The sequence below is a fragment of the Streptomyces sp. 8N706 genome (assembly GCF_052245415.1).
GTDB lineage: Bacteria > Actinomycetota > Actinomycetes > Streptomycetales > Streptomycetaceae > Streptomyces.
On the sequence record NZ_JBQQBW010000085.1, the window covers coordinates 14,413 to 29,271 of the forward strand.

A 14,859-nucleotide genomic window follows, 5' to 3' on the forward strand; every position below is an offset into this window, starting at 1 on the left:
GAATGACGAATGAATATCGAAAACGGGTTTGGATTTTAAGATACACCACTATCGGGGTTATCCTTCATCGCCGCGGGCACTGATGGAATACATCGTTCCAAATTTTACTCCGGCCTAACATCGGCTTAAATCGCCGTTCTGCGTAAAATGCCCGATGGGGCTTGACATGACTTGTGGTGCTGCCGATAGGATCCAGACGAAACGGTCTGCAAAAACGCTTCGATGGTGGCCCGCGCAAACGTCTTCGGTCTCTGCACGTCGAACAGCTCATTATCCGCGACCGATCGGGGCAGCTGTTGATTCTGTACGGCGGTATGTACGCGTCCCCTCAACTTCTTCGATTTCCGCAGGTGGGCGTGGCGCAAGCGTATCTCGGGGGGAGAATGCGTTGATGGACATCGGAATCCTAGGGCCATTGGCTGTGCGGTCCACCGGCGGAGAAGCGGTGCCGACAGCACCGAAGCCGCGGCAGTTGCTCGCACTGCTGGCCGCGCGCGTGGGCCAGGTGGTCCCCGTCGATCTTCTGGTGGACGAGTTGTGGGAGAGTGATCCGCCGGCCAGTGCCGTGACCACCGTACAGACCTATATCGTGCTCCTTCGGCGCTCACTGGCCAGGGCTTTGCAGGTCAGCACGGCAGAAGTGGCCCAGGATGTGCTGCCCTTCACGGGGTGGGGATACCGTCTGGTGGCGGACCCGGGAAGCCTGGACGCGACGGTGTTCGCGCGGGAAGCGGAACTGGGCCGGCGCGCGCTGGTGAACGGCGAGAACGACAAGGCCTCCCTGTTGCTGCGCCGGGCCCTGCGGGTCTGGCGCGGTCCCGTTTTGGCCGACGTCCGGGTCGGACCGCAGCTGCTGGCGCACCGTACCAGCCTTGAGGAAAACCGCCTGAGCGTGATCGAACAGAGAGTGGAGTCGGACCTTCGGCTCGGCCATCACCATGAATTGATCGCCGAACTGTCGGGGCTGGTCGTGCAATATCCGCTGCATGAGAATCTCTATTCACTCTTTATTATCTCACTCTATCGCGCGGGGCGTCCGGCGCAAGCCCTTAATGCGTTCCGAATGTTGCGGAATAATCTGCGGGAAGAATTGGGAATTGATCCCTCCCCGCGGGTGCGTAATCTGCAGCAAGCCATACTCACCGCAGATCCTTCGCTGGAGTCGAAGAACCGGTCTAGACTGTTTCTGCTGGAGCTGGGATCCTCCGGCCACGTGGCCTAGCCAGGTGGCTCAGGAACCAGAGACGACAGGGGCGGCCCGGGACTGGGTGATTCCAGTCCCGGGCCGCCCTTTCGTGCGGTGCCTCGCCCCGGTACGGACGGCCTCCAGGGGGTACGGCTGCCGCGTCCCCTGGGGCTGTGATTTGCTGCGAAGGCCTCCGCACCGCCTGAAGTGGGCGCGGCCCCGATCGGAGAACGCCCCGACGAACCGGACAGGCGGCGTCCGTGGACCAAGCGCGGCCTATGCCCTGGCGAGGACCTCGGCGAAGTCGAAACCGAGATCATCGAGAATCGTCTGAACGGCGGCGCGCGCTCCTCCGGTGACTCCGGAGCCCGGGTGCGTGGACGGCCCCACCAGATAGAAGCCCTCCGCCGGCAGCCGGTATCCCATGTTGGGCATGGGCCGGTACCCCATGAACTGGAACAGCTGCGACCCGAAGTGCCCCGGGTCGCCCTGGGGCCATGAGGCGTTGAACCGTTCCCCGTCCGCCGGGCTCTCGATCACTCTGCCGAGGACCTTGTCGGGGCCCATGTTCGTGGTCAGCCCGCAGAACGTGTCGAAGACCCGGTCGAAGAGCTCTTCCTTGCGTTCGTCCCAGTTCCCCTCCGCCAGCCGCAGAGGTGCGTAGCTCAGCAGGTAGAGAGTGTGCCGACCGGAGGGTGCGCGCGTCGGGTCCCAGGCGCTCGCCACCGCGATGCTCGGAATGTTGCTGATCGGGACGCCGTACTTCAGACCGTCGAAGGTCTGCGTCAGCTCGGGCAACGGCACCGCGATCTCCTGGAAGCCCGCGCTGCCCACCTCGGGGCCCGCCTTGAAGACCGGCGCTTCGCTCAGCGCGATGTGCCCGGTCAGCAGGGTGAAGCCGACGGGCTTGATCCGGTTCACCTTGCGTTCCCACTCGGCCCCGAAACGGTGGTCGACCATGGCGGGAAGCTGCTTGATGTTCAGATCGGCCACCACGGCGCGCCGCGCCTCGATCCGTTCCCCCGACGCAAGGACGACACCGGTGACGCGGTCGCCGGTGAAGAGGAACTGCTCGACCGGTGCGTTGGTCCGGATGGTTCCGCCCCACTCCTGCACCGCGCCGACCAGCGCGGTCGTGAGTGAGCCGGAACCGCCGACGGCGTAGCCGAGGCCGTAGCGGTGGATGGTCGGCACCATCATCAGCAGGAACGCCCCGGTGCCGCCCTCCTCCGGGGCGGCCAGGATTTCCGACACCCACCGGGCGAGCGCCGCCCGGACCTTCGAAGACTCGAACCATTCGTTGATGACGTCCAGATAGCTCATCAGCAGCATCCGGAGCATCTCCTGGCCGACCTCGCTCTGGTCGAGCTGAGCGAAGAAGGCGCCGAGTGGGGGAGGGGGCGAGAACAGGCCGTCCATCAGCATGTCCAGGAGACGGTCCGCGAACTCATGGAAACGCAGATAGTTCTCCGCGTCCCGCGGCGAAATCCTGGCGATGGTCTCCGCCGTTTTGTTCACGTCCCGGTAGAAGGCGATGTAGTCCCCGTCCGGGAAGGTGACCGCGATGCTCGGGTCCGGGAAGACGTACTCGAGGCCGTGCTTCGAGAGCAGGCCCAGCTCGTCGTCGCGGATCAGCGGATTGCCCTGGATGAAGATATGGGCGATCGCATGAAGGTCGTGGTGGAACCCCGGCAGGGTCGCCTCACGAGTGATCACACCACCACCGACGTAGTCCTTCGCCTCCAGGACCAGCACGTCCAGTCCCGCCTTGGCGAGGTACGCGGCCGCGGTGAGGCCGTTGTAGCCGCCGCCGACGGTCACGACGTCATACTGCGTCATGGGCTTCCCCGTTGCGTTCGGTGTGGCGAGCGGGGGCGGAGCCGCCGCGGTCGCGCTGATAGCCGCCGTCGATGTCCCAGACCGATCCGGTCACATAGCCGCTGACGTCACTGTCGAGCAGGGTCAGAACAGGCCGGGCGATCTCGTCCGCGGTGGCGATCCGCTTGATGAGGTTCGTCGCGATCACGGCGTCCTCCAGACCCGGTATGGCGTCGGCTCCCGCACGCAGTCCGGGTGTGTCGGTGATGCCCGCGCACACGGCGTTGACCCGGGTGCCCTGCGGCGCCAGTTCGATCGCCCAGGTCGGGACGAGGTAGTGGAGGGCCGCCTTGGTGGCCCCGTAGATCCCCATCCCGGCGGCGGGCTGACGGCCGATGGATGAGGAGATGACGACGACGGAGGCCTCGTCGCGCGCGGCCAGCGCCGGGACCGCCGCGTTCATCAACGCGATGGTCCCCCGGAGATTGACCATGATGACCCGGTCGACCTCGCTCATCGGTTGCTGCGCGAGCAGGCCCGGGATGAGGATTCCGGCGTTGCAGACGACCAGGTCCACACCGCCGTGCACACCGACCGTGTGCTCGACGGCGCGTTCCGCGGTCCCCGTGTCCGCCATGTCACCGGCGACATACGACGCCGACGGGCCGAGCCGCTGAGCGGCAGCGGCCAGCGGGCCCTCCCGCCGAGTCGTCAGCACGACCTGCGCGCCCGCGGCCACCAGTGCTTCGGCGATGGAGAATCCGATTCCCTCGCTCGCCCCCGTGACGAGGGCGGTTCTTCCCTTGATGGCCATCTCAGCCGGCCCTCCGTGGCAGTGGGATCCGCGGGCGTGCGGCCAGGGCGGCGGCGCCATGAGCGGCGTACGCGACGTTGGTCACGGCGGTGGCGGATATGACGGATATCTGATGCTGCATGGGATTCTCATCTCCTTCACTGAGGCGGCCTCTCTCCGGTGACGGTGTGATGGAGGAGGCCGGTAGGGGGGTGGGTTCCGACAGGGCCGAGTACGCGGACCGGCCCCTCAGCCGTGACTGCCCGAGGGCCTCGGGCACATCCGCCCGAGGCGGGAGCGCGGCCGGCGGAGCCGGCCGATGCTCATCACAACTGGGCTGTCGCGGAGGTCTGTTGGTTGCGACGCCGGGACGCGCCGGAAAGGAGCCTCCCATCGCGCACGTTGAGCCCCAGAAGCGTGATGTTCACCGCGCCGCCGATCAGTTCGACGATCTGGACGATGGTGAAGGTCGTACCGAAGTCGCCGTCGGCAGCCAGGGACTGCAGGACGACGGCGCAGGGCACGAGGACCGCGATCCCGATCGCCGCGGCCGCCGCCATACGTCGTTGCTTACGGCGGATCAGCGGGGCGGTACGGCCCCGGACCAGGGAGCGCCCGGTGCCGCCGGCGACCATCATGCTGGGCACCAGGACGAACAGCGCGATGACAATGCCCGTCTTGACGAACGCCACGGCCCGTTCCCCGCCAATGATCTCGACCGTCACCGATGCGGTGAAGAAGAGCGAGATCAGCGTCAGGGCGAGAAATCCGGCAATGGCGTGGATTCGGGTTTTCACGATTCTCTCTCCTCATTCCCGTCCTTGCGGAGACGGGGTCGGTCGCTCATGGAGATATCGACGAGGCCCCCGAGGCGGTGGGAGTCAAGGACGTTCGACCGACTCCACATTCTTGATGACGAGCGTGATGGCACGCATGAGGACGGCGAGCTCCGAGGCGTCGAGACCCTGGATCGCCCGGTGGTTCACGTCGTGGGCGACATCGATCAGGGAGTTCTGGATCTCACGGGCGCGCTCGGTCAGCATCACCCGCGCCTGACGTCCGTCGCGCGGATCGGGGACACGGCGGACGAGTCCGTCGCGCTCCATCCGGCGCAGGGTGTTCGCCATGGTCGGTTGCTCGATCTGCACGCGGTCGCAGAGTTCCCGCTGCGTCAGGCCGTCCTGTTCGTAGAGGGCGAGCAAGGGCGCGAACTGCCCGGGGACCACCCCGTACTCCTCGATCCGTACGCGAAGGGCCCGTTCCAGCAGTCGCGCGAGGTGGTTGACCTGGTATCCCAGTGATTCCTCCCGCACGAGATGCTTCGGCGTGCCGACGGGTTCCGCCGCGGGCTCGCTGGTCACGGCCACCTCCGCGCTTGTATAGCTTGCTATATATTTTTGCATAGCTTGCTATACAGGTCAAGGCGGGAAGACCGCCGTGGCGAAGACGGGCGGCCGGATCCCGGCCGCCCCGTCGTCGGCGCCACGCGGGGCCCCGACGACAGGGCGGAGGGTCGCAGCGCGAGGCCGGCGGCGGGGCGGAGGGTCACGGCGCGGGGTGGTGCGGGCGGCGTACCGCTGGTGTCAGCGCCGCACCACGTCGAGCTGCTCGGCCATCCAGTCGCTGAAGCGCGGGATGAAGTCACCGAAGTAGTTGGTCGCGACGTGGCGCTCCCGCGGATAGCGGATCAGCTCGGTCTCCCCGGCCGCCCACTCCAGCATCCGCTCGCAGGACTCCATCGGGATGATCGTGTCGAGCTCGCCGTGGATGGCGAGCAGCGGAATCTTCAGCGGCGGAATGCCCCGCAGATTGATCGACGTCCGGGCGAGCTCCCCCATGGCGGTGTCGTCGGCCGCGTCGAAGACGAACCGGAAGTCCTTCTTCACCATCAGGTTGACGTCGTCGTAGTTGTCGAGGTCGAAGCCGCCGGAGAGGTTGACGCACGCCCGGAAGCCGGGGACGGTGGCGGCGGCGCGTGCGGCGAGGTAGCCGCCGAAGCTCACACCGAAGATCCCCACGCGGTTCTCGTCCACCTCCGGCCGCTCCACCACCTGCGCCATCACGGAGGCGACCACCCGCTCGAAGTCGGTGACCATCGGCTTCCTGCCGATGTGCACTCCCTGGCCCGGACCGTCGAAGACCACCACGCCCATGCCGCGCGCGATGAACTCGCGGGCGAAGGCGTAGAGTTCGACCTCCTTGGCCGAGTCGAGCCCGTTGATGAGCACCACGAACGGCCAGGGGCCCTCGCCGCGCGGCGTCATGATGTACCCGGGCAGGTCATCCCCGTCGTGGGCAATGGTGAGCGGGATCACGACCTCGTGCAGATACGGGATGCCGCGCAGGAAGACCTCGGTGACCCGGTCCCGGCTCGTCTGCTTGGCCTGCGGGTCGTCGAAGTAGAAGAACTCCGCGTAGTGGTGGCAGGCGGCGGCCTTCTGGTTGGCGATACGGCCGGTCTCCAGATGACCGGCCGCGAAGGACTCCGCCGCGCGGCCCTCGTAGTGCACCCCGAGCGCGGACCACCGCCGGTGCCAGTCGGACCAGTCCTCATGGGTGCTCTCCTTGCGCAGGTCCTTGAGCACCATGGTGATGTCGCCCCAGTCGAGCCCTGCCAGCCCGAGCCGGCTGAAGAACAGCTCGCAGTTCTCGAACGTCTCCGCCGAGATGCCGTTCTCCGCCGTCCGCGGCCCCCAGGCGTCACGCAGACCGTCGGCGTCCGTGTCACCCGCCGCGATGTCCTGGCCGTCCTCGAGCCACTCCTTGAGTGCGGTCAGGACGTTCTCGGTCGTGGTGAACAGTGAGCGGGAGAGCTGCGCGGTGCTCTCCGGCCCGCTCTGCCGCGGTACGAAGTCGTGGACGACGACGAGCCGGGCGCCGGTTCCGGAGGGCTCGACGATCCAGTTGCCCTCCATCGCGGAGATGCTCGGCGGGAGCGTCACCATCCGGAAGTCGATCCGGTGCTCAGCGGGCCGGTACCAGCGGTGTGAGCGGACGTCGTTCTCGCCCAGCTCGTTGGCGACCTTCATGTCCATGATGACCTCGTCAGCCCCGACCTCGGTGCGGTGGACAGCGAGGGTGGTGGGGAAGATGAGCGGCCAGCGCTCGATGTCGGTGCACGCGCGCCAGACACGGTCCACCGAGGCGTCGATGACGACGGTGTTGACAATGGAGCTCATCTTTTCGGATGTCGTTCGAGTGCTCATCTCAGGTCCTCACGTGACGTCGATGGGGGTCCCGGTCGGCATTCGCTCCTGCGGCGAGCCGGCGGACGAGGGCGCCGTATGCGTCCTGCGCTCCCGGCAGCGGCGGGGCGACACCCGGACGCTGGTATGCCGGGCTCAAAGAGGACTTGAAGGGCAGTCAAGGACATCGCGGCGCAGGTCGGAAGCCCTCTGGAAACTGGCCGGATACCTCCTTGTCCGAGCCTTGAGCGGTCCTTGAGGCGGGCTCGACAGCGTCTGCCCCCAGCCGATCCGGCCGTCCCGGGCCAGGAGGTGACCGACGACCACGGAGCGCGGTGCGTCCGCGACAAGACCGTGGTTCCACCGGCGCCGCCGGGCCCCCGGCGGCCAGCAGGCACCGAACAGCAAGGACGAGGAAGCCCGGCGACTGGAAGGCACGCCGTGCGTCCGGCCGTCGGCGGGCGACCCGCACTGTCCCCCCGGGTCGCTCGCGGCCCGTCGAGCCTCCGCCGACAGCGGCTCCCCCCACCGCTCGACGGTCGCTCCCGTACGCATCTCTCCGGCGCACCGGCATCCACCGCGGCCGTGCCGCAGAACGACCGAGGAAAGGCAGCGAACATGTCAGCGACGGACCCAGCCGTGGACGCCAGGCGCACAGCCGACCCAGGGCGAGCACCTGCGGCCCCACGCCGTGTGGTCATCACCGGAATCGGTGTCATGGCCCCCGGCGGCACCGGGACCAAGGCTTTCTGGGAGCTCATCACCTCCGGCCGCACCGCGACCGGGCGCATCTCCTTCTTCGACCCCGCCCCGTACCGCTCCCAGGTGGCGGCGGAGTGCTCCTTCGACCCCCTGCTCGAGGGGTTGACGCCCCGCCAGATCCGCCGGATGGACCGTGCGACCCAGTTCGCGGTGGTCACCGCCCGGGAGGCCGTACAGGACAGCGGCCTCGATCTGAGCGGCCTGGATCCCGCCCGCACCGGAGTGACCATCGGCAGCGCGGTCGGGGCCACCATGGGGCTGGAGGAGGAGTACGTCGTCCTCAGCGACAGCGGCCGTACCTGGCTGGTCGACGACTCCTACGGAGTGCCCCACCTGTACGGGCACTTCGTCCCCAGCAGCATCGCCGCCGAAGTCGCCTGGACGGTGGGAGCGGAGGGCCCGGCCTCGGTCGTCTCGGCCGGCTGCACCTCCGGGCTCGACTCGGTCGGCTACGCCCGCGAGCTGATCGCCGAGGGCTCCGCCGACATCATGGTGGCCGGCGCGACCGACGCCCCGATCTCCCCGATCGCGGTGGCCTGCTTCGACGCCATCAAGGCCACCACTCCGCGCAATGACGACGCCGCACACGCCTCCCGGCCGTTCGACCAGAGCCGTAACGGCTTCGTCCTCGGCGAGGGCGCCGCGGTGTTCGTGCTGGAGGAGTACGAGAACGCCCGGCGGCGCGGGGCGCACATCTACGCCGAGATCGGCGGCTACGCCTCCCGGTGCAATGCCTTCCATATGACCGGACTCCGGCCGGACGGCAGGGAGATGGCCGTCGCCATCGAAGCGGCACTGGACGAGGCGCGGATGAACCCGGAGGACGTGGCGTACATCAACGCGCACGGCTCCGGCACCAAGCAGAACGACCGCCACGAGACCGCCGCCTTCAAGCGCAGTCTCGGCGAGCACGCACGCCGCGTCCCGGTCAGCTCCATCAAGTCGATGATCGGTCACTCGCTCGGCGCGATCGGCTCCATCGAGATCGCCGCGTGCGCGCTGGCCATCGAGTACGGAGTGGTGCCGCCCACCGCGAATCTGCACACCCCCGACCCCGAGTGCGACCTCGACTACGTACCTCACGTGGCACGCGAGCAGCGGCTGGACACCGTGCTGACCGTGGGCAGCGGCTTCGGAGGGTTCCAGAGCGCCATGGTGCTCACCCGCCCCGCGGAGAGGAGCGCCGCATGACCGGCACGGGCCGTGCGACCACGACCGTGGTGACGGGACTCGGTGTCGTCGCGCCGAACGGTCTGGGCACCGAGGAGTACTGGACGGCCACGCTGAAGGGGATCAGCGGCGTGGGCCTGATCAGCCGCTACGACCCCAGCAGCTATCCGTCACCGCTCGCCGGAGAGGTCCTCGACTTCATCGCGTCCGAGCACCTGTCCAGCAGGATGATCCCGCAGACCGACCGGATGACCCAGATGGCTCTCGCCGCCTCGGACTGGGCGCTGGCCGACGCCGGGGTGGACCCGGCGCGGCTCGCGGAGTTCGGCATGGGCGTGGTGACGGCCAGCGCCTCCGGAGGCTTCGAGTTCGCGCAGAACGAGCTGCAGAAGCTGTGGAGCAAGGGCCCCGAATATGTGAGCGCGTACCAGTCGTTCGCCTGGTTCTACGCGGTCAACACCGGCCAGATCTCCATACGCCACGGGATGCGCGGCCCCAGCGGCGTGCTGGTGACGGACCAGGCGGGCGGCCTGGACGCGCTGGGCCACGGGCGGCGGCACGTACGGAAGGGCATCCCCCTGGTCATGTCCGGCGGGGTGGACGCCTCGCTGTCCCCCTGGGGGCTGGTCTCGCAGAACACCACCGGCCGGCTCACCCGGAAGACCGATCCCGACCGTGCGTACGCGCCCTTCGACGCCGACGCGGACGGTCATGTGCCGGGCGAGGGCGGCGCGATCCTGGTACTGGAGGACGAGGCGGCGGCCCGGGAACGAGGCGCGCGGAGCTACGGCACGGTCGCCGGATACGGGGCGACGTTCGACCCGCCGCCGGACTCCGGGCGGGGGCCCGTGCTGCGCCGCGCCATCGAGCTGGCGCTGGCCGACGCCGGGGCTTCCGCCGAGGAGATCGATGTGGTGTTCGCGGACGCCGCCGGGACGCGCGAGCTCGACCGGGCCGAGGCGGCGGCGCTGGCGGCGGTGTTCGGCCCGCGCGCGGTGCCCGTGACCGCGCCCAAGACGATGACCGGCCGTCTGTACTCCGGAGCGGCCTCCCTCGATGTGGCGGCGGCGCTGCTGGCCATGCGCGACTCGATGGTCCCGCCCACCCTGCACGTACCGGACCTGGCCGACGACTGCCCCATCGACCTGGTCAGGGACACCGCCCGCGCGCTGCCCGTGCGCACCGCGCTGGTGGTCGCGCGGGGGCACGGGGGATTCAACGCGGCCGCGGTGCTGCGCGCTCCCGTCACCGACGCCTGATCCGACGCCCGACGCCCGACGCCCGACGCCCGACGCCCGACGGCCCCGGTCCAGGCCGGCCCGCCGAGGCCGGCACGTACCCGAGCTGACGCCCGACATCCGACATCCGACTCCGGACCAGTACCGGAAACCGAAGCGAGGACGGAAGACATGACGACAACCGCACTGACCCTCGAGGACCTGACCCGGATCATGCGCGAGTGCGCGGGCGAGGACGAGAGCGTCAATCTCGAGGGCGACATCCTGGACGTCCCCTTCGCCGACCTCGGCTATGACTCGCTCGCCCTCCTCGAAGCCGCCGGGGCCGTCGAGCGCAAGCTCGGCGTGAAGCTCTCCGACGACGCCGTCGGCGAGGCCGGCACCCCCCGGCTGTTCCTGGCCCTGGCCAACGAAACCGTTGCTTCACCGGCCTGATCCGCTCTTCCTCCGGTCCGGCTCCCCGGAGCCGGACCGGAGGTCCCCCGACCCGATGAGCAGGAGGAAAACACCATGGCGCACGAGAGCACCAGCACGGACACGGTGATCGTCACCGGCGGAACCAGCGGTATCGGCCTCGCCGTCACCGAGAGCCTGGCCGAGCGCGGGGCGAAGGTCTTCATCTGCGCACGGCACGAGGAGGACCTGGCCGTCACGATCAAGGAGCTGCGCGGACGTGGCCTCACCGTCGACGGCATGCGCTGCGACGTACGCTCCGGGGAGGACGTCGCACGCTGTGTCGCGGCGGCGGTGGAGCAGTACGGCACGATCGACGTCCTCGTCAACAACGCGGGCCGCAGCGGTGGCGGAGTGACCGCCGAGCTGTCGGACGACACCTGGTACGACGTCATCGACACCAACCTCCACGGCGTCTTCCTCATGACGCGCGAGGTGCTGACCACCGGCGGCATGCGCGAGAAGGACCGCGGCCGGATCATCAACATCGCCTCCACGGGCGGCAAGCAGGGCGTCGTCCTCGGGGCGCCGTACTCCGCCTCCAAGCACGGAGTCATCGGGTTCACCAAGGCGCTCGGCCTCGAGCTGGCCCCGACGGGGATCACCGTCAACGCCGTGTGCCCCGGCTATGTCGAGACGCCGATGGCGCAGCAGGTGCGCACCAACTACGCGCGGATCTGGGACACGGACGAGCAGGCCGTGCTCGACAAGTTCAACACCAAGATCCCGCTCGGCCGTTACTCGACCCCGCAGGAAGTCGCCGGCCTGGTCGGCTATCTGGTCACCGACCTCGCCTCCTCCATCACCGCACAGGCACTCAATGTCTGCGGCGGCCTCGGCAACTACTGAAAGGACCGCGGACATGAAGGACGTGGAGCACACCATCACCGTGGCCGCCCCGCCCGAGACCGTGTACGGCATCATCGCCGACACCGCCCAGTGGCCCGTCCACTTCCACCCCACCGTGCACGTCGAGCAGCTGGAGCGCGGCGAGGGCACGGAGCGCTTCAGGATCTGGGCGGTCGCCGGAGCGGAGGTGAAGAGCTGGACCTCCCGGCGCGAACTGGACCGCGAAGCCCTGCGCATCACCTTCCGGCAGGAGGTGTCGCAGCCGCCGATCGCCGCCATGGGCGGCTCCTGGATCATGAAACCGCTTCCGGACGGCGGGACCGAGGTCGTCCTCCGGCACAGCTACCGTGCCGTGGGCGACGCTCCCCAGGACCTCGCCTGGATCGACGAGGTGACCGACCGCAACAGCCGTACCGAGCTCGCGAACATCAAGGCCCTCGCGGAGCGGGCCGCGGAGCGGGAGGAGCTGACGCTCTCCTTCGAGGACACGGTTCTCGTGCACGGCGAGCCGAGCGATGTGTACGACTTCCTCCGCCGGGCCCAGGACTGGCCCGACCGGCTGCCGCACGTCTCCCGGATGGCGCTGCGGGAGGACGAACCAGGCGTGCAGATCATGGAGATGGACACGGTCACCGCCGACGGCTCCCGGCACACGACCTCGTCGGTCCGGGTGTGCCTGGACGGCGACGCGAAGCGCATCGTCTACAAGCAGACGGTGGTGCCGCCGCTGATGACCGCCCACACCGGCGTGTGGACCGTGGCGGCCGCACGCGGCGGCGTTTCGGTGACGTCCCAGCACACGGTCGTCATCAGGCCCGAGGCGGTGGCCGGGGTGCTCGGTGAGGGTGCGACGGTGGCCGACGCCCGTGAGTTCGCCCGTACCGCGCTCAGCACCAACAGCAGGATCACGCTGGAACACGCCAAGGCGTTCGCCGAGGACCGCGAGGCCGAGCGCACGGCCCGCAGCCGGGTCTGACCCGGGGCCCGACCGCCACCGCCGCCGTCCCACCGTCCGGCCCCGTTGGCGTACGTCATGGCACCGTCCGCGCCCAGCCGGGGCACCGGTGCGGCGTCGCCGCCGAAGCGGCGGCGAGCACGGCCGAGGTGCCCGCGGTCCTGCGGCTCCGGGCGCCCTACGGCTTCGGCGGCCCGGCGCAGAGCCGGGCGTTCGCGCCGGGGGCCGGGGGCTCCGGCATCCGGGCCCTGGTCGGCGGCGGTGCCGGGGCCGGGGCCACCGCCGAGGCGGACCGCCGCCGGCCGCGGCCGGACGGTCCGAGCTGTGGCCCACCGGGCCGTCGCACCTCCGGGGCCCGAGGAGCCGGAGCCTCAGGGATCCGTGCTCGCGTGCGCCACGTACGGACCTCGCCACGCCACAGCCAGCCGTCCAGCCGACCGAAGGGAAACACCGTGCGTACTGCTGAACAGATCACCTCCGACATCCCCCCGGCGTCGCCCGGCCCGGCCCGCGCGCCCGTACCCGCCGGCCCGCAGGAGCGGACGGCACACGAACGCCTGGACGAGCTGAGTGCCGTCAAGGAGTCGGCCCGGGAAGGACCCGACCCCAGCGCCACACAGCGCCAGCACGCCCGGAACAAGCTGACTCCGCTCGAGCGGATAGATCTGCTGCTGGACGAGGGGTCGTTCACCGAGATCGAGTCGCTCCGCCGGCACCGGGCGACCACCTTCGGGCTGGAACGGCGACGTCCGTACTCGGACGGGGTGGTGACCGGGTGGGGCACCGTGCACGGCCGTACGGTGTTCGTCTACGCCCATGACTTCCGGATCTTCGGCGGGGCGCTCGGTGAGGCCCATGCCGCGAAGATCCACAAGATCATGGATCTGGCGGTGGAGGCGGGCGCGCCCCTGGTCAGCCTGAACGACGGGGCCGGGGCGCGGATCCAGGAAGGGGTGACCGCGCTCGCCGGCTACGGCGGCATCTTCGAGCGCAACACCCGTGCCTCCGGGGTCATCCCGCAGATCAGTGTGATACTCGGGCCGTGCGCGGGCGGCGCGGCGTACTCCCCGGCGCTGACGGACTTCGTCTTCATGGTCCGCGAGACCGCACAGATGTTCATCACCGGCCCGGACGTGGTGCAGGCGGTGACCGGTGAGCAGGTGACGCACAATGGCCTGGGCGGTGCCGATGTCCACGCCTCCACCTCGGGCGTGGCCCACTTCGCCTACGACGACGAGGCCTCCTGCCTGGAGGACGTGCGCTTCCTGCTGTCCCTGCTGCCGTCCAACAACCGTGAGCTCCCACCCGTCGAGCCGTGCGAGGACCCCGCGGACCGCCGTGTCGAGGGCCTGCTGGATCTGGTCCCCGCCGACCCCCAGCGCGCCTATGACATGACCGCGGTCATCGAGCAGCTCGTCGACGACGGTGAGTACTTCGAGGTGCAGCCCGCCTGGGCGACCAATGTGGTCTGCGCACTCGCCCGGCTCGGCGGCCGGGTGGTGGGCATCGTCGCCAACCAACCCGCCTCCCTCGCGGGCGTGCTGGACATTCCGGCGAGCGAGAAGGCCTCACGCTTCGTGCAGTTCTGCGATGCGTTCAACATTCCGCTGGTCACGCTGGTGGATGTGCCGGGCTTCCTGCCGGGAGTGGGCCAGGAGCACGGCGGGATCATCCGGCACGGCGCGAAACTGCTGTACGCGTACTGCAACGCCACCGTGCCGCGGATCTCGGTCGTCGTGCGCAAGGCCTACGGCGGTGCGTACATCGTCATGGACTCCCGCTCCATCGGCGCGGACCTCTCCCTGGCCTGGCCCACGAACGAGATCGCGGTGATGGGCGCGGAGGGCGCGGCCAATGTGATCTTCCGTCGCGAGATCGCCGCCTCCGACGACCCCGAGGCCGTACGCGAACAGAAGATCAAGGAGTACCGGACCGAGTTGATGCACCCGTTCTACGCGGCCGAACGCGGTCTGGTGGACGATGTCATCGACCCGCGTGAGACGCGTGCCGTGCTGATCCGCTCCTTGGCGATGCTGCGCGCCAAGCATACGGACCTGCCCTCCCGTAAGCATGGGAACCCCCCGCTGTGACCGTCGAACCGACAGCGGAGTTCCCGGAGTTCCGGGTGCTCCACGGCAATCCGGACCGCGAGGAGGTCGCCGCGCTGGTCGCGGTGCTGGTGGCAGTGGCACAGCGGGGTGCGGGGCTCGGCGAGGTGGCCGGGAGCCGCACCGAAAGGGCGGAGTGGGAGCGTCATCCGCCCCGTACGGCGGCTGTCCCCGTGATTTCCTGGAGGGGTGCATCATGAGTCGAAGGGGAGCCGTCGTGCGCAAGGTGCTCATCGCCAACCGTGGCGAAATCGCTGTCCGCGTTGCCCGTGCCTGCGGGGATGCCGGGATCGGATCGGTCGCGGTGTACGCCGATCCGGACCGGGACGCACTGCACGTCCG

General features: G+C 69.2%; 14 protein-coding genes. 9 read left to right on the forward strand and 5 right to left on the reverse strand.

Annotated features, from left to right (window positions below):
- Positions 1-391 precede the first annotated feature (391 nt).
- Positions 392-1,222 carry an AfsR/SARP family transcriptional regulator gene (locus tag ACTWQE_RS25470; protein ID WP_443331372.1) on the forward strand — a complete coding sequence of 277 codons (831 nt, stop codon included), beginning with the start codon at positions 392-394 and terminating at the stop codon, positions 1,220-1,222.
- A 240-nt stretch (positions 1,223-1,462) separates the two neighbouring features.
- On the opposite strand, the gene ACTWQE_RS25475 is transcribed toward ACTWQE_RS25470, so the two are convergent.
- From ACTWQE_RS25475 to ACTWQE_RS25495, 5 genes are all read right to left on the reverse strand, one after another.
- Positions 1,463-3,025, reverse strand: a complete 1,563-nt coding sequence (locus tag ACTWQE_RS25475) for a phytoene desaturase family protein (RefSeq protein ID WP_443331373.1) — start codon at positions 3,023-3,025, stop codon at positions 1,463-1,465.
- On the reverse strand, positions 3,012-3,818 hold the full coding sequence (locus tag ACTWQE_RS25480) for an SDR family NAD(P)-dependent oxidoreductase (RefSeq protein WP_443331374.1): 807 nt from the start codon (positions 3,816-3,818) through the stop codon (positions 3,012-3,014). Before ACTWQE_RS25480 ends, ACTWQE_RS25475 begins: the two co-directional genes overlap by 14 nt.
- A 305-nt stretch (positions 3,819-4,123) precedes the next feature.
- Complete coding sequence (locus tag ACTWQE_RS25485) at positions 4,124-4,594, reverse strand: hypothetical protein (protein WP_443331375.1); 471 nt, start codon at positions 4,592-4,594, stop codon at positions 4,124-4,126.
- 84 nt (positions 4,595-4,678) lie between these two features.
- Positions 4,679-5,158 carry a MarR family winged helix-turn-helix transcriptional regulator gene (locus tag ACTWQE_RS25490; protein WP_443331376.1) on the reverse strand — a complete coding sequence of 160 codons (480 nt, stop codon included), beginning with the start codon at positions 5,156-5,158 and terminating at the stop codon, positions 4,679-4,681.
- A gap of 222 nt (positions 5,159-5,380) precedes the next feature.
- Positions 5,381-6,976 carry an alpha/beta fold hydrolase gene (locus ACTWQE_RS25495; protein WP_443331377.1) on the reverse strand — a complete coding sequence of 532 codons (1,596 nt, stop codon included), beginning with the start codon at positions 6,974-6,976 and terminating at the stop codon, positions 5,381-5,383.
- 624 nt (positions 6,977-7,600) lie between these two features.
- On the opposite strand from ACTWQE_RS25495, the gene ACTWQE_RS25500 reads away from it, so the two are divergent.
- The 8 genes from ACTWQE_RS25500 to ACTWQE_RS25535 all read left to right on the forward strand — a co-directional run.
- A complete protein-coding gene (locus ACTWQE_RS25500) occupies positions 7,601-8,935 on the forward strand; it encodes a beta-ketoacyl-[acyl-carrier-protein] synthase family protein (RefSeq protein WP_443331378.1) in 1,335 nt (444 codons plus the stop codon).
- Positions 8,932-10,173 (forward strand): ketosynthase chain-length factor, encoded by a 1,242-nt coding sequence (locus ACTWQE_RS25505; protein WP_443331379.1) that lies wholly within the window; start codon positions 8,932-8,934, stop codon positions 10,171-10,173. Before ACTWQE_RS25500 ends, ACTWQE_RS25505 begins: the two co-directional genes overlap by 4 nt.
- Before the next feature lie 150 nt (positions 10,174-10,323).
- A complete protein-coding gene (locus tag ACTWQE_RS25510; protein ID WP_443331380.1) occupies positions 10,324-10,587 on the forward strand; it encodes an acyl carrier protein in 264 nt (87 codons plus the stop codon).
- A 75-nt stretch (positions 10,588-10,662) separates the two neighbouring features.
- Positions 10,663-11,454: a 3-oxoacyl-ACP reductase FabG gene (fabG, locus tag ACTWQE_RS25515; protein ID WP_443331381.1), complete on the forward strand. Its 792-nt coding sequence runs from the start codon at positions 10,663-10,665 to the stop codon at positions 11,452-11,454.
- A 13-nt stretch (positions 11,455-11,467) separates the two neighbouring features.
- The gene (locus tag ACTWQE_RS25520) at positions 11,468-12,430 is read left to right on the forward strand and encodes an aromatase/cyclase (protein ID WP_443331382.1); all 963 of its coding nucleotides are present in this window, start codon (positions 11,468-11,470) and stop codon (positions 12,428-12,430) included.
- A gap of 431 nt (positions 12,431-12,861) precedes the next feature.
- Complete coding sequence (locus ACTWQE_RS25525) at positions 12,862-14,499, forward strand: acyl-CoA carboxylase subunit beta (protein ID WP_443331383.1); 1,638 nt, start codon at positions 12,862-12,864, stop codon at positions 14,497-14,499.
- Positions 14,496-14,717, forward strand: a complete 222-nt coding sequence (locus ACTWQE_RS25530) for an acyl-CoA carboxylase epsilon subunit (protein ID WP_443331384.1) — start codon at positions 14,496-14,498, stop codon at positions 14,715-14,717. Before ACTWQE_RS25525 ends, ACTWQE_RS25530 begins: the two co-directional genes overlap by 4 nt.
- A gap of 17 nt (positions 14,718-14,734) precedes the next feature.
- Positions 14,735-14,859: biotin carboxylase N-terminal domain-containing protein (locus ACTWQE_RS25535; RefSeq protein WP_443331388.1), on the forward strand; the 125-nt coding region annotated here is incomplete at its 3' end.